The sequence below is a fragment of the Dyadobacter luticola genome (assembly GCF_005860805.1).
In the GTDB taxonomy this organism is placed as follows: domain Bacteria; phylum Bacteroidota; class Bacteroidia; order Cytophagales; family Spirosomataceae; genus Dyadobacter; species Dyadobacter luticola.
Genome location: NZ_VCEJ01000004.1, coordinates 965,079 through 986,774, shown reverse-complemented (window position 1 = coordinate 986,774; position 21,696 = coordinate 965,079). Strand labels below are relative to the sequence as shown.

The 21,696-nt window shown below is 47.8% G+C and carries 20 protein-coding genes; 12 read left to right on the top strand and 8 right to left on the bottom strand.

What is annotated here, in order from left to right; translation table 11 throughout:
* The first annotated feature begins 164 nt into the window (after positions 1-164).
* The 4 genes from FEN17_RS14865 (at position 165) to FEN17_RS14850 (ending at position 4,505) form a co-directional block, all read left to right on the top strand.
* Positions 165-839, top strand: a complete 675-nt coding sequence (locus FEN17_RS14865; protein ID WP_138366132.1) for a ClpP family protease — start codon at positions 165-167, stop codon at positions 837-839.
* A 242-nt stretch (positions 840-1,081) separates the two neighbouring features.
* Complete coding sequence (clpX, locus tag FEN17_RS14860; RefSeq protein ID WP_138366131.1) at positions 1,082-2,326, top strand: ATP-dependent Clp protease ATP-binding subunit ClpX; 1,245 nt, start codon at positions 1,082-1,084, stop codon at positions 2,324-2,326.
* A gap of 89 nt (positions 2,327-2,415) precedes the next feature.
* Positions 2,416-3,375, top strand: a complete 960-nt coding sequence (locus FEN17_RS14855) for a 1-phosphofructokinase family hexose kinase (RefSeq protein WP_138366130.1) — start codon at positions 2,416-2,418, stop codon at positions 3,373-3,375.
* 68 nt (positions 3,376-3,443) lie between these two features.
* Positions 3,444-4,505 carry a 6-bladed beta-propeller gene (locus FEN17_RS14850; protein ID WP_138366129.1) on the top strand — a complete coding sequence of 354 codons (1,062 nt, stop codon included), beginning with the start codon at positions 3,444-3,446 and terminating at the stop codon, positions 4,503-4,505.
* 23 nt (positions 4,506-4,528) lie between these two features.
* Here FEN17_RS14850 and FEN17_RS14845 read toward each other — a convergent pair whose 3' ends face one another.
* Complete coding sequence (locus FEN17_RS14845; protein ID WP_229208823.1) at positions 4,529-5,287, bottom strand: hypothetical protein; 759 nt, start codon at positions 5,285-5,287, stop codon at positions 4,529-4,531.
* Between the two features lie 173 nt (positions 5,288-5,460).
* On the opposite strand from FEN17_RS14845, the gene FEN17_RS14840 reads away from it, so the two are divergent.
* Positions 5,461-7,782 carry a TonB-dependent receptor gene (locus tag FEN17_RS14840; protein WP_138366128.1) on the top strand — a complete coding sequence of 774 codons (2,322 nt, stop codon included), beginning with the start codon at positions 5,461-5,463 and terminating at the stop codon, positions 7,780-7,782.
* A 40-nt stretch (positions 7,783-7,822) separates the two neighbouring features.
* A complete protein-coding gene (locus FEN17_RS14835; RefSeq protein WP_229208822.1) occupies positions 7,823-8,371 on the top strand; it encodes a hypothetical protein in 549 nt (182 codons plus the stop codon).
* Between the two features lie 43 nt (positions 8,372-8,414).
* On the opposite strand, the gene FEN17_RS14830 is transcribed toward FEN17_RS14835, so the two are convergent.
* Positions 8,415-8,825 carry a Fur family transcriptional regulator gene (locus tag FEN17_RS14830; RefSeq protein WP_138366126.1) on the bottom strand — a complete coding sequence of 137 codons (411 nt, stop codon included), beginning with the start codon at positions 8,823-8,825 and terminating at the stop codon, positions 8,415-8,417.
* Between the two features lie 180 nt (positions 8,826-9,005).
* On the opposite strand from FEN17_RS14830, the gene FEN17_RS14825 reads away from it, so the two are divergent.
* The gene (locus FEN17_RS14825) at positions 9,006-9,413 is read left to right on the top strand and encodes a MerC domain-containing protein (protein WP_138366125.1); all 408 of its coding nucleotides are present in this window, start codon (positions 9,006-9,008) and stop codon (positions 9,411-9,413) included.
* On the opposite strand, the gene FEN17_RS14820 is transcribed toward FEN17_RS14825, so the two are convergent.
* Positions 9,398-10,621, bottom strand: a complete 1,224-nt coding sequence (locus FEN17_RS14820; RefSeq protein ID WP_229208821.1) for a serine hydrolase — start codon at positions 10,619-10,621, stop codon at positions 9,398-9,400. The two genes, FEN17_RS14825 and FEN17_RS14820, sit on opposite strands and share 16 nt — an antisense overlap.
* Positions 10,622-10,763: 142 nt before the next feature.
* Between FEN17_RS14820 and FEN17_RS14815 the strand changes: the two genes are divergently transcribed.
* Both FEN17_RS14815 and FEN17_RS14810 read left to right on the top strand, forming a co-directional pair.
* Positions 10,764-12,482 (top strand): IlvD/Edd family dehydratase, encoded by a 1,719-nt coding sequence (locus tag FEN17_RS14815; RefSeq protein WP_138366123.1) that lies wholly within the window; start codon positions 10,764-10,766, stop codon positions 12,480-12,482.
* Between the two features lie 11 nt (positions 12,483-12,493).
* Positions 12,494-13,288 (top strand): SDR family NAD(P)-dependent oxidoreductase, encoded by a 795-nt coding sequence (locus FEN17_RS14810; RefSeq protein ID WP_138366122.1) that lies wholly within the window; start codon positions 12,494-12,496, stop codon positions 13,286-13,288.
* Positions 13,289-13,296: 8 nt separating this feature from the next.
* Here FEN17_RS14810 and FEN17_RS14805 read toward each other — a convergent pair whose 3' ends face one another.
* From FEN17_RS14805 to FEN17_RS14790, 4 genes are all read right to left on the bottom strand, one after another.
* Complete coding sequence (locus tag FEN17_RS14805) at positions 13,297-14,010, bottom strand: hypothetical protein (RefSeq protein ID WP_138366121.1); 714 nt, start codon at positions 14,008-14,010, stop codon at positions 13,297-13,299.
* A gap of 38 nt (positions 14,011-14,048) precedes the next feature.
* Positions 14,049-14,639: a gliding motility lipoprotein GldD gene (gene gldD, locus FEN17_RS14800; RefSeq protein WP_138366120.1), complete on the bottom strand. Its 591-nt coding sequence runs from the start codon at positions 14,637-14,639 to the stop codon at positions 14,049-14,051.
* A gap of 85 nt (positions 14,640-14,724) precedes the next feature.
* Positions 14,725-16,563 carry a glutamine--fructose-6-phosphate transaminase (isomerizing) gene (gene glmS, locus FEN17_RS14795; RefSeq protein ID WP_138366119.1) on the bottom strand — a complete coding sequence of 613 codons (1,839 nt, stop codon included), beginning with the start codon at positions 16,561-16,563 and terminating at the stop codon, positions 14,725-14,727.
* Positions 16,564-16,781: 218 nt separating this feature from the next.
* Entirely contained in the window at positions 16,782-17,588 is an 807-nt protein-coding gene (locus tag FEN17_RS14790; RefSeq protein WP_138366118.1) for a glycogen/starch synthase, read from the bottom strand.
* Between the two features lie 207 nt (positions 17,589-17,795).
* On the opposite strand from FEN17_RS14790, the gene panC reads away from it, so the two are divergent.
* Positions 17,796-18,638, top strand: a complete 843-nt coding sequence (gene panC, locus FEN17_RS14785) for a pantoate--beta-alanine ligase (protein ID WP_138366117.1) — start codon at positions 17,796-17,798, stop codon at positions 18,636-18,638.
* Here the strand turns inward: panC and FEN17_RS14780 are convergent.
* Positions 18,635-20,113, bottom strand: a complete 1,479-nt coding sequence (locus tag FEN17_RS14780; RefSeq protein WP_138366116.1) for a Gfo/Idh/MocA family protein — start codon at positions 20,111-20,113, stop codon at positions 18,635-18,637. The two genes, panC and FEN17_RS14780, sit on opposite strands and share 4 nt — an antisense overlap.
* Positions 20,114-20,273: 160 nt before the next feature.
* Here FEN17_RS14780 and panD point away from each other — a divergent pair, with 160 nt between their 5' ends.
* A complete protein-coding gene (gene panD / locus FEN17_RS14775; protein WP_138366115.1) occupies positions 20,274-20,621 on the top strand; it encodes an aspartate 1-decarboxylase in 348 nt (115 codons plus the stop codon).
* 40 nt (positions 20,622-20,661) lie between these two features.
* Positions 20,662-21,693, top strand: coding sequence for a lysylphosphatidylglycerol synthase transmembrane domain-containing protein (locus FEN17_RS14770; protein ID WP_138366114.1), 1,032 nt, complete (start codon positions 20,662-20,664; stop codon positions 21,691-21,693).
* Positions 21,694-21,696: the final 3 nt, after the last annotated feature.

The following is a 21,696-nucleotide window of genomic DNA, read 5'->3' as shown; positions in this document are numbered from 1 at the left end:
ATAACTTTTTTATGCTGCAATGTAATCTTTTATCATGGCGGCTGACTGTCGCATTTTTCGATAAATTGTCGCCGATATTGACAAGGATTATTCGGTGAAATAGTCAAATTTGCTTTTGGACTCAGTTGCCCTTTAACTATTGTAAATTAAAAATTATTTTTTCGATGAATCACGGAAATGAATTTAGAAAATACGCCGTCCACCACTTAGGTATGAACGGTCTTACGGTTGACGGTTATGTAAACCATACTGTTGAAAACATGACCCGCTCGGTGATCGAAGAGCGCCCGATGAACTTCCGTGAAGTGGACGTTTTTTCACGTTTGATGGCCGACCGCATTATTTTTATGGGAACCGGTGTGGATGACAACATTGCCAACATCATTGTTGCCCAGCTCCTCTTCCTCGAATCGGCTGATCCTAAGAAAGATATCCTGATGTACATCAACAGCCCCGGCGGTTCTGTATATGCAGGTTTGGGAATTTATGATACCATGCAATATGTACGTCCCGACGTAGCGACGGTATGTACGAGTCTTGCGGCTTCGATGGGAGCTGTGTTGCTGGCAGGCGGCGCTGCCGGAAAACGTTCGGCCCTTCCGCACGCAAGAGTAATGATCCACCAGCCTTCCGGCGGTGCGCAGGGTACTTCGGTCGATATCGAGATCACGACCCGCGAAATCGTGAAACTGCGTCATGAACTGTACGAAATTCTGGCGCATCACACTGGCCAGACTGCCGAGCAAATTGGCCTGGATTCGGACCGTGACAAATGGTTGAAAGCCACCGAAGCAAAAGAATATGGTCTTATCGACGAAGTGTTGACGAGAGACAAATAATCTTAATGCATTCATTGTGAAAGCGCCTGCACAGCAAATTTGTGCGGGCGCTTTTCGTTTCATAGCCAGCCGGTCATTTGGTAACCCCATTAAAAAACCGGAAATTTGCGGGACTTGACCTAGAATTAATACGCCGGATTTTGAAACAATAAAATCTGTCCGCGTGTTATCGGGTCTTGCAGGTTGTTTTTTACCAGAGTCCGGATTTGTAACCGGAACGATCATTAAGTCAACAGATATCAATGGCACAAGTAAGTTGTTCGTTTTGCGGACGTAAGAAAAACGAGGTTGATTTATTACTCTCCGGGATTGACGCTCACATTTGTAATCACTGCATTGCACAGGGGCACCAGGTTATCACTGAAGAACTTGGCCCAAAAGAAGATAAAAAAGAAAAAAAGAATAAGCTCCCCAAGCTGAAACCCATCCCTCCTACCGAAATCAAGCATTTTCTTGAACAATATGTGATCGGGCAGGATGAAGCCAAGCGTTCTCTCGCCGTGGCGGTTTATAATCATTACAAAAGATTGAATCAGGCGCCGACCGAAGACGATGTGACGATTGAAAAATCGAACATTATCATGGTGGGTGAAACCGGTACCGGTAAAACGTATCTGGCAAAATCCATCGCGCGCATTTTGCAGGTACCTTTTTGCGTGGCGGATGCGACGGTGGTGACCGAGGCCGGATATGTGGGTGAGGACGTGGAAACGATTTTGACAAGATTGCTCCAAGCTGCGGATTATAATGTGGAAGCCGCGGAAAGAGGGATTGTTTATATTGATGAGATTGATAAAATCGCCCGTAAGTCGGATAACCCTTCGATTACCCGCGATGTGAGCGGTGAGGGTGTGCAGCAGGCGCTTTTGAAATTGCTGGAAGGTTCTATCGTGAATGTTCCGCCACAGGGAGGCCGCAAGCACCCCGATCAGAAAATGATCACCTTGAATACCGAAAACATTCTTTTCATTTGCGGAGGCGCATTTGACGGTATCGAAAGACATATCGGAAAGAGGATTAACACCCGTCCGATTGGTTTCTCAGGCGATAACCGCATCATTGAAATTTTTGATAAGGGAAATTTAATGCGCTATGTGACGGCGATGGATCTTAAATCTTTTGGTCTGATACCGGAATTAATCGGTCGCTTGCCGGTACTGACGCATTTGAATCCGCTGGACCGCGAAACATTGAAGCGGATCCTGACCGAGCCGAAAAATGCTTTGGTAAAACAGTACGCCAAACTTTTCGCGATGGAAGGCATCACCCTGCATTTCGAAGACGACGTGCTGGACTACATTGTAGACCAGGCGATGACTTATAAACTTGGTGCCCGTGGTTTGCGCGCCATTTGCGAATCCATTATGACCGACGCTATGTTTGATCTTCCGTCTCAAAATGACGTGAAAGATTTTACGCTGTCGCTGGATTATGCCAAAGATAAATTCGAGAAATCGTCGATGTCGCTGCTGCGTTCTGTCGCATAACCCGTTTTAAATTTTTAGTCAAGCCCCGTGTTTCGTTGAAATGCGGGGCTTTTTTTGTTTTATTCGCATAAAATAACTCACCAACTCCTATGGCCACCGGACCAATTGTAACACTTACAATCAATCCTGCGCTTGACAAAAGCTCGAATGTCTCCCGCATTGTTCCTGATAACAAGCTGCGATGCGACACGCCAAACTTCGAAGCAGGAGGCGGGGGTATCAATGTAGCCAAGGCAGTTCATCGCCTTGGAGGCAACCCGATCGCGATTTTCACCATCGGAGGGCCGACTGGTCAGCGTTTGCACAAGCTCGTAAAAAGCGAGGGCGTGGAAACGATGGTGATCGAAACCAAACAGTGGACGCGAGAAAATTTTCACGTGCTCGAAACCAGCACCGGTTTTCAATACCGTTTCGGAATGCCCGGCACCGAAATGATGCCGACGGAAGTAAGGTCGATACTGGAAACGATGGAAGAACTCGATCCGAAACCTTCCTACATCATTGCCAGCGGAAGCTTGCCGCCTGGCGTACCCGATGATTTTTACGGACAGATTGCACGCATAGCCCATAAACAAGGCGCAAAGTTTATAGCAGATACCTCTGGCGACGCGCTTCGCCACGCTACCGAGGCCGGTGTTTATTTGCTAAAACCAAACATTACCGAGCTCAGCGAGCTGGTGGGTGTGGATAAACTGGAACTGGACGAAGTGGACGATGCGGCGAGGGCATTGATCATCCGCGGGCAATGTGAAATCGTGATCGTATCCATGGGGGCGATGGGCGCGATGCTCGTCACCGAAGACCAGGTAGAGCACATTCCTGCGCCACCCGTGCAGCCAAAAAGTACGGTAGGCGCCGGTGATAGTATGTTGGCCGGCATTATCTGGACATTATCTCAGGGAAAATCCTACCGCGAAGCTGTAAGAATGGGCGTGGCCTGCGGTACTGCCGCCACGATGAATGCTGGCAGCGAACTTTTCAAAATGCAGGATGTAAACCGCCTGATGGACTGGCTCAACCGGTATGGAAAACGTTATTCGGCGAGCTAGGGCAAATCAGAATTTTCGGTATAGTAAGAAAACAGGCGTGCGGTCTTTCTTCAGAAAAAGACTAAACCATGCCCGAAACCCAATCACGCCGCGAATTCGGTAAAATCACCGCAGTAGCCGCCGCGGCTTTGACATTCAAGCCTTTTTATATCTTACACGCCAAACCCAAAGTGGACGGCGAAATAATCGGCCACGGCTCGCATAAATACAAGGTGCACCAAGGCTGGGGTAACCTGGATTCTTCCCAATTTCCGATCAATAACTGCCACGAAATGGTGCAGGACAGCAAGGGAAGGCTGATCATGGTCGGTGATGAAATCAAAAACAACATTCTGATCTACGACCGCTCCGGCAAGCTGCTCGAAAGCTGGGGACACGAATTTCCCGGCGGCCATGGATTAACATTATGGAATGCAAACGGCGAAGAATTTCTTTTTATCTGCGATCCTAACATTGGGAAGGTTTTTAAAACAGACCTGAAAGGAAAAATATTGATGACGATCGAGCATCCTTCCAAAGTGGGCGCTTACAAAGAAGGCGACGCATTCAAACCTACTGAAACCGCGATCGGTCCGGATGGTACCATTTACATTGCCGACGGCTACGGCTCGCAGTGGATTTTGCGATACAATCAAAAAGGGGAATTTATTGACAAATTCGGCGGTCCCGGCGACGGCGACGCGCAGTTTTCTACCGCGCACGGTATCACCATCGACTACCGCGACAAGGCCAATCCAGCATTGCTGATCACTTCGCGGGTGCACAATGCTTTTAAGAAATTTACTTTGGACGGTAAGTACCTGAGCACTTTGTTTTTGCCCGGCGCATTTGTCTGCCGCCCGGTTTTCAAAGAAGATACTTTGTACGCTGGCGTGTGCTGGTCGCGGCTGCGCTACCTGAACCAGACGCCGGATTCAGGTTTTGTGACCATCATTGATAAAAACAATAAAGTAATTTCAAATCCGGGAGGTACCGCTCCGGAATACCGCGATGGAAAATTGCAGCTGATGGTGCAGGATAAGCCCATTTTCATGCACTGCCACGACGTTTGCATCGACAATGAGCATAACATTTACGTGTGCCAGTGGAATGCGAAAAAGACTTATCCGGTAAAATTGGAAAGAGTTTAAAATGCGATTTCAGGCTGGTTTGCCTAGCGGATCAGCCTGATTGTCACCCCATTGACCAGCATGGTACTCACCACCAAAATGCTGTAAGCCAGCCCAATCGACATTTCGGGCACAATCCAGGCGACGCCAATCAAGAAAGCTACAAAGCCATATCCGGCCAACATTAACCCGTACAAAATCCGCGTTGCAGCGGCTGAGCCTTGCTGGGCGTGAGTAAAAACCGCCAGCGTGGAAGTCATGATCGGGAAAGGCGTGAGGATACCGCTCCAAGTCGGGCCGAGGTAATCTGCGGCCTGGGTGAGCAGCACCACAAAAAATGTGGATACTAACATTCTCAGCGGAATGTCATAAATCGGCTGTTTTCTGGCGTCCGCGGTGCCTTTTGGTTTTGGAAAAAAATATAAGACTGCAGTCAATACTGCAACATTCAGGCAGGCTGCTACCGGCAAGGATACGTCCCTCCCCAAAGAAAGCAGCGCAATTGCAAAATACACGGCATAACTGATGATGACGGTCGGCAGCCAGGTAAGTCGGGTGGAAACGACGGAGTAAACGATCGCGAATAAAATTGTCCCGATAGAGCCCAGCAATGCCGAAGTTACCGTCGACGCAGCGAATGCTGCGCCATGTTCCAGCGCGATAAAAAACGAGATAGGCCCTGCTACCCAGGGAAATCCGCCAATCCAGCCGCCGAGGCCTTCTCCCCATTTTCTGACAGCGAGTGTTACGCCGGCGATGAGCGGCGGCATTAAGAGGATTTTGGCAAAAAGCAGTTCAGACAACGTTCGGGGAGGCAAGTAATCGGGTGCAAATTTACAATCCTGCGTATATCGGGCCGAAAAAATGCGGAAATAGTTGAAAATTTTAGTTGCAACATAGTTGCATTGACCGTACTTTTGCAACGTTGTATCAAAAACGATTTTCAGTTACAACCCAGGCCAATACCATTTTTTCAATGAACCGTGTTTTTCTAAGTCTCCTCCTCGTGCTGATCATCAACAAATCATTCGCCCAGAAAACGGAATGCGGATGTTTTGTGAAGGGATTGGTGAAGGATACGCACACCGGGCAGCCGGTGGTAGGCGCGACGGTTTTAATCTTGGGACAAAATACCGGCGTTTTTACCGATCCAAATGGTCGGTATGAACTGCGAAATCTCTGCCCGGGATCTTACACATTGGAATGCAGGATTGTCGGCTACCAGCCTTACCGGCAAAAAATCGATCTGACGGCAGGCCACGAGGAAAACTTCAATTTGGAGGAGCAGGAGGTACATTTAAAAGATGTCGAAATCACCGCCCACCGCAGCGAAGCACCTTCATCCCAGCCCTTGACCACATTATCCGGCAATGATCTGGAACAAACCCGCGGGCAAAACCTGGGGGAAAGCTTGAAAGGATTGACCGGCGTAACCACTTTACAAACCGGCTCCTCGATCTCAAAACCCGTCATTCACGGCCTGCATAGTAACCGGATCCTGATCATGAACAATGGCGTGCGGCAGGAAGGCCAGCAGTGGGGCTCGGAACATGCGCCTGAAATTGACCCGTTTATCGCGACGCGGCTTTCGGTGGTGAAAGGTGCGGCGGGCGTCAGATATGGCTCGGATGCGATTGGCGGGGTGATTTTGGTCGAGCCGGAGGAATTACCATTTAATAAAGGGATTAGCGGTGAGGCGAATGCGGTCGGGTTTTCAAATGGCCGGCAGGGAGTTTTGTCCGGGACGGTGCAGGGCGGGATTACTGGCTTTAAAGGTTTTGGCTGGCGCGCGCAGGGGACGATCAAGCGCGGCGGCAACATTCGTACACCGAATTATTTTCTGGACAACACCGGAATCAGCGAGAAAAACTTTTCGCTGGCGGCAGGTTACCGTCGCGGCGGACTTGGTATCGATCTCTTTTACAGTCGATTTGATACAAAAATCGGCATCTTCTCCGGCTCGCACATCGGCAGCGTGACCGACCTTTTGAATGTGATCAAAAATGGCGAACCTTTTGTAAAATCGGGTTTCAGCTATAATATCGGGCGGCCTAACCAGAATGTGACCCACGATCTTTTTAAAGCGGAAACACATTATCATTTCCAGAATGGCAACCGTTTTCAGTGGACGATTGCGCGGCAAATCAACGACCGGAATGAGTTTGATTTACACCGCCCGAGAAACGATTCTTTGGCGGCGCTCAACCACCCCGAGCTGACATTTAAACTCACCACATTGACCAATGATGTGGTCTGGGACCACAAGCCGATTGCAGGAAAAATTGCGGGACAGCTGGGCGTGAGCACATTATACCAATATAATTTAATGAGCGGCCGTCCGCTGATACCGAATTTCAACCAGTTCAACATCGGATTATTCTGGATCGAGCGGTATGTGAAAAATGGCTGGGAACTGGAAGCAGGCATCCGGTACGATTATCGGACATTGAAAACCTACCGGATCGTAAGCCGCCAAAAAGTGGCCAATACTTTCCAATTCGCAAATTTCTCCGGAACAGTCGGCGCTACCCGGAATTTCTCCGACCATTTTTCCGTAAGATTAAATGCAGGAACTGCCTGGCGTGCGCCGAATGTGAGCGAGCTTTTCAGCGACGGCGTGCACCACGGCGCGGCGGCTTACGAAAAAGGCGATGCAAGCCTGAAATCGGAAAAGGCGATCAACACCATCGGAAGCATTAAGTATGCGGATGCCCGCTGGTCGGTGGAATTGGGCGGCTACTACAATTACATTTCTGATTTTATTTATCTCAAACCCCAGCCAGAGCCGATACTGACCGTCCGCGGCGCATTTCCTTATTTTAAATACACCCAAACCGACGCCTCTTTCAAAGGAATCGATCTCTCGGGAAGCTGGGAATTTGTGAAGAACATTACGGCCACCAGCAAGCTGAGCTATTTGCGGGTTTACGACCAGCGGAATGATGCTTACCTGGTAATGATACCGCCAAACAGACTTGATAATCAACTTAAATACGCATTATCGGATCGTGGAAAATTGCACGATACATTTTTGTCGATAGGCAATTTATATGTCGCCCAGCAAAAACGTGTACCACCAAACAGTGATTTTTTGGCCCCGCCGAAGGCTTATTCACTTTGGAACATTCAGGCCGGAACCTCCCTGAAAGTTTCTGAAAAACAGCAGCTTGAAATCGGGATCAGCGTGCAGAACCTTTTTAATACGGTTTACCGTGATTACCTCAACCGTTTCCGGTACTACGCCGATGATATGGGCCGCAATGCTTCGCTACGGCTGAAATGGAAGTTTGGCGCCTGAAAAGTTTTTAATACCAATCAATAACCAGTTACTTATGAAAATGAAACGCAACCTCGTCTGGCTGCTGCTGATCGGCACTGCCCTGTCTTTTACAAATTGCAAGGATTCTGGCGACGCCGTCGAGCCGGACGATGAGAATGAGCTGATCACTTCGGTAACCCTCAAATTCACGGAACAAGGGACTTCGACGACGACTTCGTTTTCGTACAAAGATGCCGACGGAGATGGCGGAAATGCTGCGACGCAATTTGATACCATCGCATTAAAACCCAACAAAACGTACACGATGACGGTGGAGCTGCTGGACGAAAGCAAAACGCCGACGGATGACATCACGAAGGAAATTAAGGAAAAAGCGGACGAGCATTTATTCATTTTCACGCCGTCGCCTGCGACCTTGCTGACTTATACTTACGGCGATAAAGATAAAAACAACTACCCGATCGGGTTAACAGGAAAAGCGGTGACGGGAGCGACCGGAATTGGAAAGCTGACTGTGCAGCTACGCCACCAGCCGGGAGCGAAAAATGGCACGCCGGAGCCGGGAAGTGACGACGTAAACCTGAACTTCAACCTGAAAGTCCAGTAATGTTATGGGTTTGTGAAATGGTGTAAAAGCCGTTTCACAAACATTAATTACACTTCGGACAAACGCCCTGGATCAGGAGATTGAAATTTTCGGCGTGGTATCCTTGTGGAAGCTGTACAGCCGGAATGTGCAGATTTTCAAGACAGTTGGTCTCGCCGCACTCGCTGCATTTGAAATGAATGTGGTCGTGCTGATGCTTTTCTTCCGAACAACTGTGGGAGCACAATGCGTAGCGCAGCCCCTCGTCGTCCAGCACTTTATGAATGATCCCTTTTTCGAGAAAAGTTTTTAATGTGCGGTAAATGGTAACCCGGTCGTAATTCTCGCCCAGCGCACCTTCAAGATCACCATGTGAAAGGGCGTTTTTCTTCGTCATAAACGTTGAAAGTACATCTTCCCGACAAGTCGTGGTACGAAGTTGGTGGCCTTTCAGCGTTTCTCTTAACTGGTCCATTCTTTCCAATAGTTTGATAATTGGTCGTCGTTTGTAAAACCTTTCCGGTCAAAGTTAAGTTCTAACATTTACATTTTCCAATCCTTTTGCATTTCGGGGAAGAGACGGGAGTAAACCTTTAAAATATTTTGCAACTCGGTTGCAAGTAAGTCTTTATCGTCGTATTTTTGCAATACCAATATGAAAGTAGCTCACTCACATAACAAGGCAGATTACATCGGGATCCTCGGCTCCGTGCTGTGCATTATACATTGTTTGTTGATGCCCGCACTTGCTTTTGGCTCCACATTTGCCTCGGGTCATGACCATACTGGCTTTCGCTCACTGGATTATTTCTTTATTCTGATCAATGGCCTGGCGGTTTTTTACGCGACCAGAAACCATAAATCGCTGCCGCTGGGAATTCTACTCTGGGGCGCGCTCACCTTGTTTTCCGCTTCTCTCATCTTCGAAGGAAAACACAACATTTTTTCCTGGCTGGGTTATGTAGGATCTGCACTACTGATTATCGGGCATTTGATCAACCTTTACATTTGCCAGATTGCCCCGAGAATGAAGGAAAAGTCTCCTGATCACTTATCGTACTGAACTTCAAATCTGCCCAAATCAGGCCGCACGGCATGTTTCCGGCTTAGTTCATATTCAAAAAAAGTCTTTCCAAGATTGGCCATAAAAGGCAGGCCGACGGTTTCATAATCGTAATGATCGTCGTTGAAGATCTCATCTTCATTGCAATAGATCATGGCTGTCACCATAAATTCTATCCCTTTTTCAAAATCGGCGATGTAAGCATTGTCGAGCAAAAATCCGTAGGCATCGCCACTTTTATTGAACAAACGAATGTGCCGCGGCAACCGGGTTTTGGTGGCACCGAAGATCAGGAATTTCACGTATCCATCGTAGTAATCGTCGGTGTAGCTGGCGGGGAAATCCGTCTCTACCGGGAACTGCGACATATATTGGTACATGAATTTATAATCCTCTTCCGTGAGATTAAACCGCTGACTGGCAGGCACCTGATCCGGGAAAAATAAAGTTTTCAACAACCGGTGCTGCTCTTCGAGCGGGAAGAAATTTTTCCGGGTAAAGTCAAAAGGCTCATTGATCAAAAGCCCATCTTTCATATATCCTTTCCCTAACAAAACCGGCTCCGGCGCTTTGATCTCCTGCGCATTGAATTTGCCCGCCTGCTCGTAAACTACCTTTCCGTCTTTTACAAATTTCACAGGGTTGGTATACCTGTTATTCTCCGCCGTCAGCGGTGATTCCAGTCGATGCGCGATCCTGGCATTGGTGAAGCCTTTCTTGTGCAAACTATCATTAAATTCCTGCTGGCCGATGAATTCATAAAGCCGGTTAAAAGCATCATTATCACTCGCTAACAAAATTTTCTTGGCATAATGTGCTACCGAGGGTAAGCCATTTTCTGCACTGGTATCTTCCTCAACTTTGGTTTGTTCCGGCCGGTCTGCACCGGTCAATATGGGCGTGTATTTGTCAATCCCGAGCTTGTTCAGTTTTTCAAATGCGAGCGCGACGGCCGGAAGTTTGACGGTGCTGGCAGGATAAAAATAGGCCGAGCTGTTGACGCGGTAGCCGTGCGTCGTGAAATGCGGCTCGTTTTTCTTGTTCCGGTCGATCTTAGTATACAGAATCTGAATCTGGTATTTATCCGGTTTGGCGAGTATTTCCGAGAACCTGTCGGGATGTTTTTTTAGTAATCTTTCAATGAAATTGTCGGCCTGGAACTGTGCAAAAGAGGGGAATGCAAGGAGAGGTAAAACTAAGTATAGCAACAGTTTATATACTCTGAACAAAATCATAAACAAGACCTGGCACGTGTAAAACGAAGATACAATTTTTATTTTAAAGGGGTACCGGAATTATATTTTACTGAAAAAGGCCTTTACTATTTAGCATTAACTATGGTTAGAAATTATGGAAGAAAATAAGTTGCGGAGCACAAACTGGTTCGGGAAAACAGGCAAGGACGGTTTCATTTACAGGGCCTGGATGAAAAACCAGGGTTACCCGGCCGACGAGTTTGATGGAAGGCCGGTAATCGGCATTTGCAATACATTTTCCGAACTGACCCCCTGCAATGGTCACTTTCGTGAACTGGCCGAATCGGTGAAAAGAGGCGTGTGGGAAGCAGGCGGCTTTCCGCTGGAATTTCCGGTGATGTCTCTGGGTGAAACATTGATCAAACCTACCGCCATGCTGTACCGCAACCTGGCGAGTATGGACGTGGAAGAATCCATCCGTGCCAACCCGATCGACGGCGTGGTACTGCTCTGCGGCTGTGATAAAACGACACCTTCGCTCGTAATGGGCGCAGCCAGCGTGGACATTCCCACCATCGTATTATCCGGCGGACCAATGCTCACCGGCAGGTACCGGGGCAAATCCATGGGCACCAGCGACGTGTGGCGGTTCAGCGAGTTATATAGAAAAGGCGAAATGACGCAGGAAGAATTTACCACTTCCGAGGCGTGTATGGCGAGGAGCGACGGGCACTGCGCGGTGATGGGCACCGCGTCGACGATGGCTTGTATGGTGGAATCACTGGGTATCACATTGCCTGGAAATGCGGCTATCCCGGCAGCGGATTCGCGGCGGAAAGTGCAGGCACATTTGACGGGCCGCCGGATTGTCCAAATGGTAAAAGACGATTTGCGCCTCTCGCACATTCTGACGCGTGAAGCTTTCGAAAACGCGATTATGATCAATGCCGCCATCGGCGGATCGACCAATTTTGTGATCCATTTGCTGGCGATTGCCGGACGGATCGGGGTAGATCTTTCGCTCGATGATTTCAATGCCCTCTGTAAAAATGTGCCCCTGTTGCTCAATTTGCAGCCTTCTGGCGGATATTTCATGGAGGACTTTTATTACGCCGGCGGATTACCGGTAGTGATCAAAGAACTCAGCTCGATCCTCCACCAGAATGTGATCACGGCAAATGGTAAAACCGTAGCGGAAAATTGCAGCGCGGCAGAATGTTTCGATCCGGAGGTGATAGGTACATTGGCCGAGCCTATCAAGGATTTGACAGGACTGGCGGTGGTAAAAGGTAACCTTTGCGAAAATGGTGCGGTGATCAAACCTTCGGCATCCTTAAAACCTGAATTAATGCAGCACCGCGGCAAAGCGGTGGTTTTTGAAGATATCGACGATTATAAAGCGCGGCTCGACGATCCTGATCTGGACGTGGATGAAAACAGTATCCTGGTTTTGAAGAATGTCGGCCCGAAAGGTTATCCCGGCATGCCGGAAGTTGGAAACATGTCGCTGCCTAAAAAGCTGCTGGCGCAGGGTGTGATGGATATGATCCGGATTTCTGACGGCCGGATGAGCGGGACCGGGTTCGGTACCGTAGTTCTCCACGTTTCGCCTGAGGCGGCGGTGGGCGGAACATTGGCGCTGGTACAGGATGGGGATATCATTGAGCTGGATGTTGAAAACCGCAGGTTGAACCTGGAAGTATCGCCGGAAGAACTTGCCCGGCGCAAAGCGTTATGGAAACCGCTGGATCTGGGTTATAATCGCGGATACGTTAACCTGCATATCAACCACGTTTTGCAGGCACACGAAGGCGCAGACCTCGACTTCCTCAAAGGCGGCTCGGGAGATAAGGTAACCAGGGATTCACATTGATTTTTGAAAAAATGAATAGCCAACTATTTGATGGCCAGGTTGCAATTGTAACTGGCGCCGGACAAGGTATTGGATTTGAGATCGCCCGGCAGCTTGCATCCCAGGGTGCCGGCGTGATTTTAAATGATGCGGATGAAACACTCGCCAGCGACGCTGCCAGATCGATCCGCGAAAGCGTCGGCAATTGTGTTGCTTTTGCCGGCGATGCCTCCAAACCGGAGATTATCGACGGAATGGTGGAGGAAGCTGTCAAATGTTTTGGTAAACTCACGATAGCCGTGGCGAATGCAGGAATCACTTTGTACGGTGACTTTTTCGAATATCCTGCCGAAAATCTGCAAAAAGTACTGGAAGTCAACTTAATGGGCTCTTTTCTTCTCACCCAGGCTGCCGCGAAACAAATGCGCGCGCAAAAATCGGGTGGACGGATTCTGTTAATGTCCTCAGTAGTAGGTCACCAGGCGCACAAATTCCTTGGGGCTTATGCAATGACGAAGGCGGGGCTGGAAATGCTGGCTAAAAATCTCGTATTGGAACTCTCGCCTTTTGGAATCACCATCAATACCGTGGCACCGGGCGCAACATTAACCGAGCGAACATTGGCGGAGGACCCAACTTACCCGAAAATCTGGTCGGCGATTACACCGATGGGCCGCCCGGCAATTTGCGAAGACATTGCCAATGCTGCATTATTTATGCTCTCGCCGCATTCGGGCCACATTACCGGGCAAAGCCTGGTGGTGGATGGCGGCTGGACTTCGGTAAGTCCCCTACCCGATCTCGGCAATATGACGATCAATAAGTAATGAGCTGCTTAGTCGTGATTTCCTGAAAAAAGCTGCGCTTCCAGATCGTCAATGCTGCCGTCTTTTGACAAAAACAATTCCCGTGGCTTTGAAGCGGCTGCGGGGGTGATGGTCATAAAATTCCGGTACTGCTCGTCGGAAATGATTTTCAATGCTAATGCTCTTTTTAGCACCATTGGGAAAGGTACTTTGAAGAAATTGGCGATGTCGGAAGCCAGGAAATCGGGGATCTTGGAAATGTCATCCCTGAAGAATGTTTCGACCTCTTTATAAGGAAGTAATGCTTCAAAAATCAGCTGCTCGGAACGGGATGCGAGCGAAGTTGTACTGGCGTAAATCGTGTGCAAACCCAGTGAAACCGTCAGCAAATGAATATGGTAATTCCGCTCATTAATTTCAGACGCAGCATTCACAAACACCCAGCCTTTTTGACGGTATATCGCTGAAAATCCTTTGAAAACCGGATCAACATTGTGCAGCTGCGCAATTTTAACTCCCTCAGGATAAGGCAGTTTGTGCCCGATTTGATGTACAATATCCTGGGCGTAAGATATGTCGGCAACTTCTCCCGCCGGCTCAATCATCCAATCACCATTTACCAATCCATCAAAAAGTTGGTCTGCCACTTTCCGGCTTTCTACTTGTCCAAGTTGCAGGACAATCCTGTTTCCACGTACAGAAAAATCGAGAAGTAACTGGTTCTTAGGCTGTTTTTTGCCCATTTGAAGAAGTGTTGAGGTGAGAGGTCAAAGATACAATTTTATCTCCATTCAAGGGTACTCAAAAGGCGGATCATATCTTTCTGCAGGTAGTCGATGACCGGGGCAAGTGAGTCATTTTTGGTGGACGTCGGGAAATAAATGGCGCCTCTTAAAAAGTGCTTTGTACTGTCGGTCGTGTAAAACTGGTACGGACTTGGCACGTCGCCTTCAATCTTAAAAACCATCGCAGTAAGCCCCGATTCGAGTTTTATTTTTTGTTCCTGAATCGACGACGCGCGGATCTGGTGTTTGACGGTTAACTTATAACTATCATTGATGAAGGCCTTTAACTTCGCCGGATCATTCTCGACGGGCTTGTAGGTGATCTGAATGTTGGCGTTGAACTGCGGATAATTAATAAAAATCCAGTCCTTGCCGGCGGTGCGGAAAGTATCGGGGCGCACTTTGGCATACTTCGAAACCTCGAAAGTATACGGATGTACCTCCGCCATTTTCACATAGCTGTGCGCAGGCAGATTGATCCGGTTGAAGCCTTTGGGTTTAGGAATATAGTCGGGTTCCTTTTTTCCGCAGGAATAAAATGTTGTGAGAAAAATCGCGAAAGAAACGAGAGAGAGCGGTTTCAACATAAATCTGAGTTCCACACTTGGTGATACATTGCGCAAAGCTAACGAAAACCGGGCAGCATTATTCTTATGTTGAAACCGCAAAATATTACTCCACCGTGACGGATTTGGCCAGGTTTCGCGGCTGGTCCACATTACGCCCGCGCATCACGGCAATGTAGTAGGATAGCAGCTGCAAGGGAATTACAGATACTAGCGGCGTCAGGATTTCGTGTGTTTTGGGCACTTCAATCACAAAATCGACCATCGGCGGAATTAGGCTGTCGCCCTCCGTCACAATCGCGATCACCCTGCCCTTTCTGGCTTTCACTTCCTGAATGTTGGAAACGATTTTTTCGTAAGAACTGTCTTTTGTTGCCAGGAAAACCACCGGCATATCTTCGTCAATCAGCGCGATTGGGCCGTGCTTCATTTCGGCGGCCGGGTAACCCTCCGCGTGGATGTAGGAAATTTCTTTCAGCTTCAATGCACCTTCCAGCGCAACCGGAAAATTCAAGCCTCTGCCGAGATAGATGAAATTCCGGGCATAGGTAAAGATGAATGCGATCTCCTTAATCTTCTGCGCATTTTCAAAAACTTGCTCAACTTTCTCAGGAATGTTTTCAAGCTCATTTAAAAGTTGAATATAAGTCTCTTCCGAAATTGTGCCTTTTCTTTTTGCCGTAGCGATGGCTATCAATGTCAGTACCGTCACCTGGGCGGTAAATGCCTTAGTACTCGCAACACCGATTTCCGGGCCTGCATGCGTGTAGGCGCCGGCATCCGTAGCGCGCGCGATGGACGAGCCGACCACATTACAAACACCAAAAATCGTTGCGCCTTTGGATTTGGCAAGTTCAATCGCTGCCAGGGTGTCGGCGGTTTCACCGGATTGTGAGATCGCGATCACAATGTCATTTTTTCCAATTACGGGATTTCGGTAGCGGAATTCGGAGGCGTATTCTACCTCCACATTAATCCGCGCCAATTCTTCAAAAAGATACTCGGCTACTAGTCCAGCATGCCAGGAAGTGCCGCAGCCGACGATCACAATTCGCTCAGCTGCCACCAATCTATCAAGATATTGGTTCAAACCACCAAGCTGCAAATGTCCGGCCTCAGCATTCAGCCTGCCGCGCATGCTGTCGCCGATGGATTTACTCTGCTCGAAAATTTCCTTGATCATAAAATGGTCGTAGCCGCCTTTTTCGATGGCTTCGAGTTCCATTTCCAATGTTTGAATGTACGGTATCGTCTCGGTGTTGTCCAGATTTTGAATGCTGAGCTTGCCGTCTTTCACCACAGCCACTTCATAATCGTCCAGGTACACTACGTCTTTGGTATATTCAATGATCGGCGTCGCGTCCGAAGCGAAGAAGAATTCACTTTCCCCTACACCTATCACCAGCGGACTGCCTTTTCTGGCCGCAATCAGCTGATTGGGCAGCTCTTCCGACATCACCACAATCGCATAAGCCCCGACAACTTCCTTCAATGCCAGTTTCACAGCCGATTCCAGCGGGCCGCCGGTTGCCTGCTGAATGTCCTCGATAAAATGGATCAGTACCTCGGTATCAGTATCGCTGAGGAAAACATGGCCTTTACCGACAAGGTTTTGCTTGATCGCCGCATAGTTTTCAATAATACCATTGTGAATGATGGACAATTTGCGATTGTTGGAATAATGCGGGTGCGCATTCACATCATTTGGCTCGCCGTGCGTGGCCCAGCGGGTGTGACCAATCCCGATCGTCCCTTTCGGCGCTTTCCCAGCCAGCTCGGCTTCGAGGTCCGAAACCTTGCCTTTCTTTTTGTAAACCTTCAATTTCTCATCCTCGATCAAGGCTACTCCCGAACTGTCATATCCGCGATATTCCAGCCTTTTCAGACCTTTCAAAATCAAGGGAAATGCTTCTCTCCCGCCTACATAAGCTACTATTCCACACATATTTTTCTGTTATTTAAATGTGAGGGTATGTTCACAATCATGACAAATAAATACCAATCAAACTGCGATAGCAAGTTAATTTCGACATTATAACTAGAAAATATCCAATTCGTGTGAAGTGCACGAGCACATGGATTTCTTCATTTATTTTAAAAATTCAGGCATAAAAAAACCGGCGACTGGATAGTCGCCGGCTCGGTACTTTCTTGTGAGATATATTAGCTCATCAGGTCCGTATACAAATTGTAGTACGACTCAGAGAATTTTTCCGCATGCTCGTCAAGTTCAACCCGTTTCGGAGCATTGTTGAAAATTTCGTTGAGACTTGCACTCACATGCTCGTCGGCTTTCAAAACCGCATCGGCATAAGCGCAACCGATTTTTACAAAACCTTCAAAATCCGCTGAATGCAAGTGAGAAAGTGCTTCATCGCTCACATCCATCGCCTTGGCCTTGCTTTGTAAGTCGGCGTCGAATTTGTAATCAAAAGCATTGTTATGAACCGTAAACACACTTTTTGTATCCTTAAACATCGGATCGTTACGATACGTGGTTTTCAGATAAAGCGGAATCAATGCAGTCATCCAGTCATTGCAATGCACGACATCCGGAGCCCATCCCAATTTTTTTACGGTTTCAAGCACACCTTTACAGAAGAAGATCGCGCGCTCATCATTGTCATCATAAAAGTTGTTCTCTTTGTCGAAGAACACGGACTTACGATGAAAATAATCGTCATTGTCTATAAAATAAACCTGCAATTTCGCATTCGGAATAGAAGCAACTTTAATGATCAATGGCTTTTCTTCATCTCCTACGGTAATGTTGATTCCTGACAGTCGAACTACTTCATGAAGCCTGTTTTTGCGTTCGTTGATAAGACCAAAACGCGGAACGAGAATCCTGATTTCTGCACCTCTTTCCTGCATTGCCTGCGGGAGTTTCCTTACGTAATCGGCAACATCGGTGGTCTGGAGGAAAGGATTGATTTCACTGGCTACATATAAAATTCGTAGTTTCTCCATAGATTCTTTTAGCAGTTTGTGAAAAAAAGTTTTGCAAAATTATACAAAAAAAATCGCAATTTCAAAAGTTATTCCAAACTAATTGTCATATTGCGCCCAGTTTGGGAATACTCATTCCAAAAAGTACCCAGGCTCGCCTCCAAACGCTGCTCCTGAAGCCAAAAGCAGCTAACCCAGTTTGATTACTCCCTCTGATTTTGCTTTTAAATGGAAGTATTTACTTCGGTCCAAAGCCTCCGGACTTACCTTGACCTTCAAGTCACATTACAAAAATCCATAGGACTCGTACCCACGATGGGTGCCCTGCACGAAGGCCACATTACACTGATCACGGCTTCAACCAAAAGCAATGACATCACGGTCTGCACTGTTTTTGTGAATCCTACGCAATTCAACAATCCGGAAGATCTCCTGAAATATCCCCGAACGTTGGACGAGGACCTGGAAATGCTCGAAAAGGCAGGCTGCACGGTAGTATTCGCGCCATCGGTAGAAGAAATGTATCCCGAGCAGCCGGTAATGAAGTTCAATTTCGGCCCGCTGGAAACGGTGATGGAAGGTGCGTCGCGGCCGGGACACTTTAATGGCGTCGGGATTGTGGTTTCAAAGCTTTTTAATATGGTAAAACCAAATCGCGCCTATTTCGGGCAAAAGGATTTGCAGCAGGTGGCGGTGATTACGAGAATGGTAAAAGATCTTTCTTTTCAGCTGGAACTGGTCGTGATGCCGACAGTTCGCGAAGAAGATGGTCTTGCGATGTCTTCCAGAAACCGGCGGTTGAATGATAAGGAACGCAGCATTGCCCCGCACATTTACCGCATTCTTGAATCAGCTAAAAATGAGCTGTTGGCCGGGCAAAGTGTGGACGATGTCATTGAGTCAGCAAAAAAAGAGTTTTCAAACATTCACGCATTTACGCTCGATTACTTCGAAATTATAGACCGCTTTACATTGATGCCCATCAAAACCATCGGCCCCAAAAGCACCAATGCGATCTGCATTGCCGTGTTCCTGGGGCCGGTAAGATTAATTGATAATGTTATTTTCTAAGACAATTTCCAGTCGCCGCGGTATTTCCTTTTCACAAACTGGTTGGCTTCGTCAAAGTTCGTAATCTTCATATTATTACCATCCCACAACAGTTTCTTGCGTCCAGGATAGTCAAATCCTTTTCCATCGGCTTTTGCTGTGCGCAGGTTGTAGCTGCGGATACCGAGGTTACCCATGATCACCGTTTCTGTCAAAGGTCCTGAGTAATCAAATGATGAAGTCAGCGCTTTATGCTCATTGCTGTTAAAACCTGCTTTACAAGCATCCGACCACGAAACATGATGTCCGAATTCTGGCATCGTCGTATATTTGTTGCCAAAATCGCCTTGTTTGTATTCCAGCTTTGTGCCGTCTTTCAGATAGACTTTTGGTGCAATACCGTAAGTTCCGCAGGTCATAACCCCTTTTTCACCGATCAAAAGCACACCATTGCTGCTGTCAGGCTCTCCCAGCGGATCATTTGCAGGGATCAAATCCGGGTGGAACGGACGCAGGCCGCCGTCGTGCCAGGTCAATGTTACTTCTGATTTGTTGACTTTGTTTGCCGGGAATTTCAACTGTACGCGCGAAGATGGCGGGCAGCCTTCGGGAATGTATTCAGCCGTCCAGTCTTTAATGAAAACCTGACCTACGCTGCATTCCAGCTCGGTTGGGTAACCCAAACCTAATGTACGGAAAGCCGGGTCGATCAGGTGGCAGCCCATATCGCCCAATGCGCCGGTACCGAAATTCCACCAGCCGCGCCATTTGAACGGATGCCACGCCGGGTTGTAATCCACCCACTCAGCTGATCCTACCCACAGTTCCCAGTCAAGGTCCGCAGGTACTTCAAATTTTCCGGTAGGAACCGGGATACCTTGCGGCCACACAGGACGGTTGGTCCAAACGTGCGCTTCATGCACATTGCCAATCAAACCTTTGTTGAACCATTCTTTCATCTGCACCTGCGCCGGATTGGAAGCGCCCTGGTTACCCATCTGGGTTACCACTTTGTATTTGCGGGCAGCTTCGGTAAGCATACGCGCTTCATAAATGTCGTGCGTCAGCGGTTTCTGCACATATACGTGCTTGCCCCGCATCATAGCATTCATCGCAATGATGGCGTGCATATGGTCAGTGGTCGATACCGTTACGGCATCGATACTCTTTTCCATTTCATCAAACATCTTGCGGAAATCCTTGTATTTTTTGGCATCCGGATGCAGCTCAAAATTCTTTTTCACCTGCGGCTGTCCCCAGTCCACATCGCACAATGCTACCAGGTTTTCTGCTCCTTTATTCCAGGCATTATTGGTATCTGAAAATCCTTTACCCCCAACGCCTACACCGGCAATATTCAGCTTGTCACTTGGCGCACGGAAACCTTTACCCAACACATGGCGCGGAACGATAAAAAAACTGCCAATTGCTGCTGCCGAGCTCTTTTGCAAAAAGTCGCGGCGGGTCACATCATTCGGTTTATTTTCTTGATTCATCGGGTTTAAAAAAATAAAGTGGATAATATATCAATGAAAGCACACCGATTTTAAATCATACTGAACTGCCAGCAGAATTGCTATGTTTTGAAGGCTGGTTATTATTCCTGTAACTTTGCGGAATAATGCATTCAATCATCTCGACCTATTTTCACGGGTAATGCAAATCACAGTAATGAAATCGAAAATTCACCGGGTGAAGGTTACCCAGGCTGAATTGAACTACGTTGGCAGCATCACGATCGATGAAGACCTGATGGACGCTGCCGGATTGATCGAAAACGAGCAGGTACATATTGTCAACAATAATAACGGCGAGCGCTTTGTCACCTACGTGATCAAGGGTGAAAGAAATTCCGGCATGATATGCCTCAATGGCGCGGCGGCAAGAAGGGTGCAGATCGGCGATATCATTATCATCATTGCCTACGGCAGCATGAGCCAGGAAGAAGCCAAAACATTCAAACCGATGATCGTTTTTCCTGATCATAACAACCATTTGGTATAAAATCCTCTTTTATTATCCCTGCACATTATCCACAACAGCTATGAAAAACATTCTACGGTACACCATATCGCTTGTGTTGGCAGGCGGACTGATCTGGTTTGTATTTAAAGATATCGACCTGACTGAAATGCTCGACCGGTTCGCAAAATCGGATTGGCGGTGGATCGCAGTCTCGTGTTTTTTCCTGATGTGCGCGCACGTTACCCGGGCCTGGCGCTGGGGAATGCTGATGGAGCCGCTGGGTCATAAACCCGGACTTTTAAACAGCTCGGTCTCCGTTCTTACAGGTTATTTTGCCAACTACATTGTACCAAGAATGGGCGAGGTAACCCGCTGCGGCACATTGTACCGCCTTGAAAGAATTCCAGTAAACCTGAGTTTCGGTACGGTAGTAGCAGAGCGGATTTTTGATGTGCTCGTACTGCTTGTTATGATCGGCTTAAACTTCGTTTTTGAATTCGATCGCCTTAGTACCTTTTTCACCGATTTCTTTCAGAGTAAAGTCGGAAACAGCAGCGGCGGAGGTAGTAACGGGCTTTTATGGGTTGCATTAGGCTTTCTTACAGTAGCTATTCCTATCGCGATTTATACAATAGGAAATAAAGAAAAAAGGGCAAAACTGATGCAGAATAGCCTGGTCAACAAAATAGTAACGTTTGCAAAAGGAATGCTGGAAGGCCTTTTGAGTATTCGTAAACTCAAAAATCCGGGCCTCTTTATCCTGAGCACGATTGCAATCTGGGTATTTTATTATCTGGTTTCTTACGTTCTTTTCTTCTGTATTCCTGAAACTTCTACCCTCGGCCCACTGGCTGGATTAACGCTTTTGGTAGTCGGCGCAATTGGCATGACCGCACCCACGCAGGGCGGGATCGGCGCCTATCACCTTTTGGTAGGTAATGTGATGGTCCTCTACGGATTGTCGCACAATGATGGCATTACACTGGCCACTTTCATTCATGGCACGCAGATGATTTTTATGCTTGTGATTGGCGCGCTGGCCTTTTTATATGTTTTAATCCAAAACAAAAAAGTGGTGGCCGAGCCGGAGCAGGTTTCGGCGGGAAATTAATTT

Bases quoted from the DNA above. Each gene is read 5' to 3' on its own strand.
- FEN17_RS14830 (WP_138366126.1), bottom strand. From the start codon at position 8,825: ATGGACCAGTTAAGAGAAACGCTGAAAGGCCACCAACTTCGTACCACG.
- clpX (WP_138366131.1), top strand. From the start codon at position 1,082: ATGGCACAAGTAAGTTGTTCGTTTTGCGGACGTAAGAAAAACGAGGTT.
- FEN17_RS14780 (WP_138366116.1), bottom strand. From the start codon at position 20,113: ATGAATCAAGAAAATAAACCGAATGATGTGACCCGCCGCGACTTTTTG.
- glmS (WP_138366119.1), bottom strand. From the start codon at position 16,563: ATGTGTGGAATAGTAGCTTATGTAGGCGGGAGAGAAGCATTTCCCTTG.
- FEN17_RS14770 (WP_138366114.1), top strand. From the start codon at position 20,662: ATGAAAAACATTCTACGGTACACCATATCGCTTGTGTTGGCAGGCGGA.
- FEN17_RS14815 (WP_138366123.1), top strand. From the start codon at position 10,764: ATGGAAGAAAATAAGTTGCGGAGCACAAACTGGTTCGGGAAAACAGGC.
- panC (WP_138366117.1), top strand. From the start codon at position 17,796: ATGGAAGTATTTACTTCGGTCCAAAGCCTCCGGACTTACCTTGACCTT.
- FEN17_RS14810 (WP_138366122.1), top strand. From the start codon at position 12,494: ATGAATAGCCAACTATTTGATGGCCAGGTTGCAATTGTAACTGGCGCC.
- FEN17_RS14790 (WP_138366118.1), bottom strand. From the start codon at position 17,588: ATGGAGAAACTACGAATTTTATATGTAGCCAGTGAAATCAATCCTTTC.
- FEN17_RS14835 (WP_229208822.1), top strand. From the start codon at position 7,823: ATGAAACGCAACCTCGTCTGGCTGCTGCTGATCGGCACTGCCCTGTCT.
- FEN17_RS14855 (WP_138366130.1), top strand. From the start codon at position 2,416: ATGGCCACCGGACCAATTGTAACACTTACAATCAATCCTGCGCTTGAC.
- FEN17_RS14850 (WP_138366129.1), top strand. From the start codon at position 3,444: ATGCCCGAAACCCAATCACGCCGCGAATTCGGTAAAATCACCGCAGTA.
- FEN17_RS14840 (WP_138366128.1), top strand. From the start codon at position 5,461: ATGAACCGTGTTTTTCTAAGTCTCCTCCTCGTGCTGATCATCAACAAA.
- gldD (WP_138366120.1), bottom strand. From the start codon at position 14,639: ATGTTGAAACCGCTCTCTCTCGTTTCTTTCGCGATTTTTCTCACAACA.
- panD (WP_138366115.1), top strand. From the start codon at position 20,274: ATGCAAATCACAGTAATGAAATCGAAAATTCACCGGGTGAAGGTTACC.
- FEN17_RS14865 (WP_138366132.1), top strand. From the start codon at position 165: ATGAATCACGGAAATGAATTTAGAAAATACGCCGTCCACCACTTAGGT.
- FEN17_RS14805 (WP_138366121.1), bottom strand. From the start codon at position 14,010: ATGGGCAAAAAACAGCCTAAGAACCAGTTACTTCTCGATTTTTCTGTA.
- FEN17_RS14825 (WP_138366125.1), top strand. From the start codon at position 9,006: ATGAAAGTAGCTCACTCACATAACAAGGCAGATTACATCGGGATCCTC.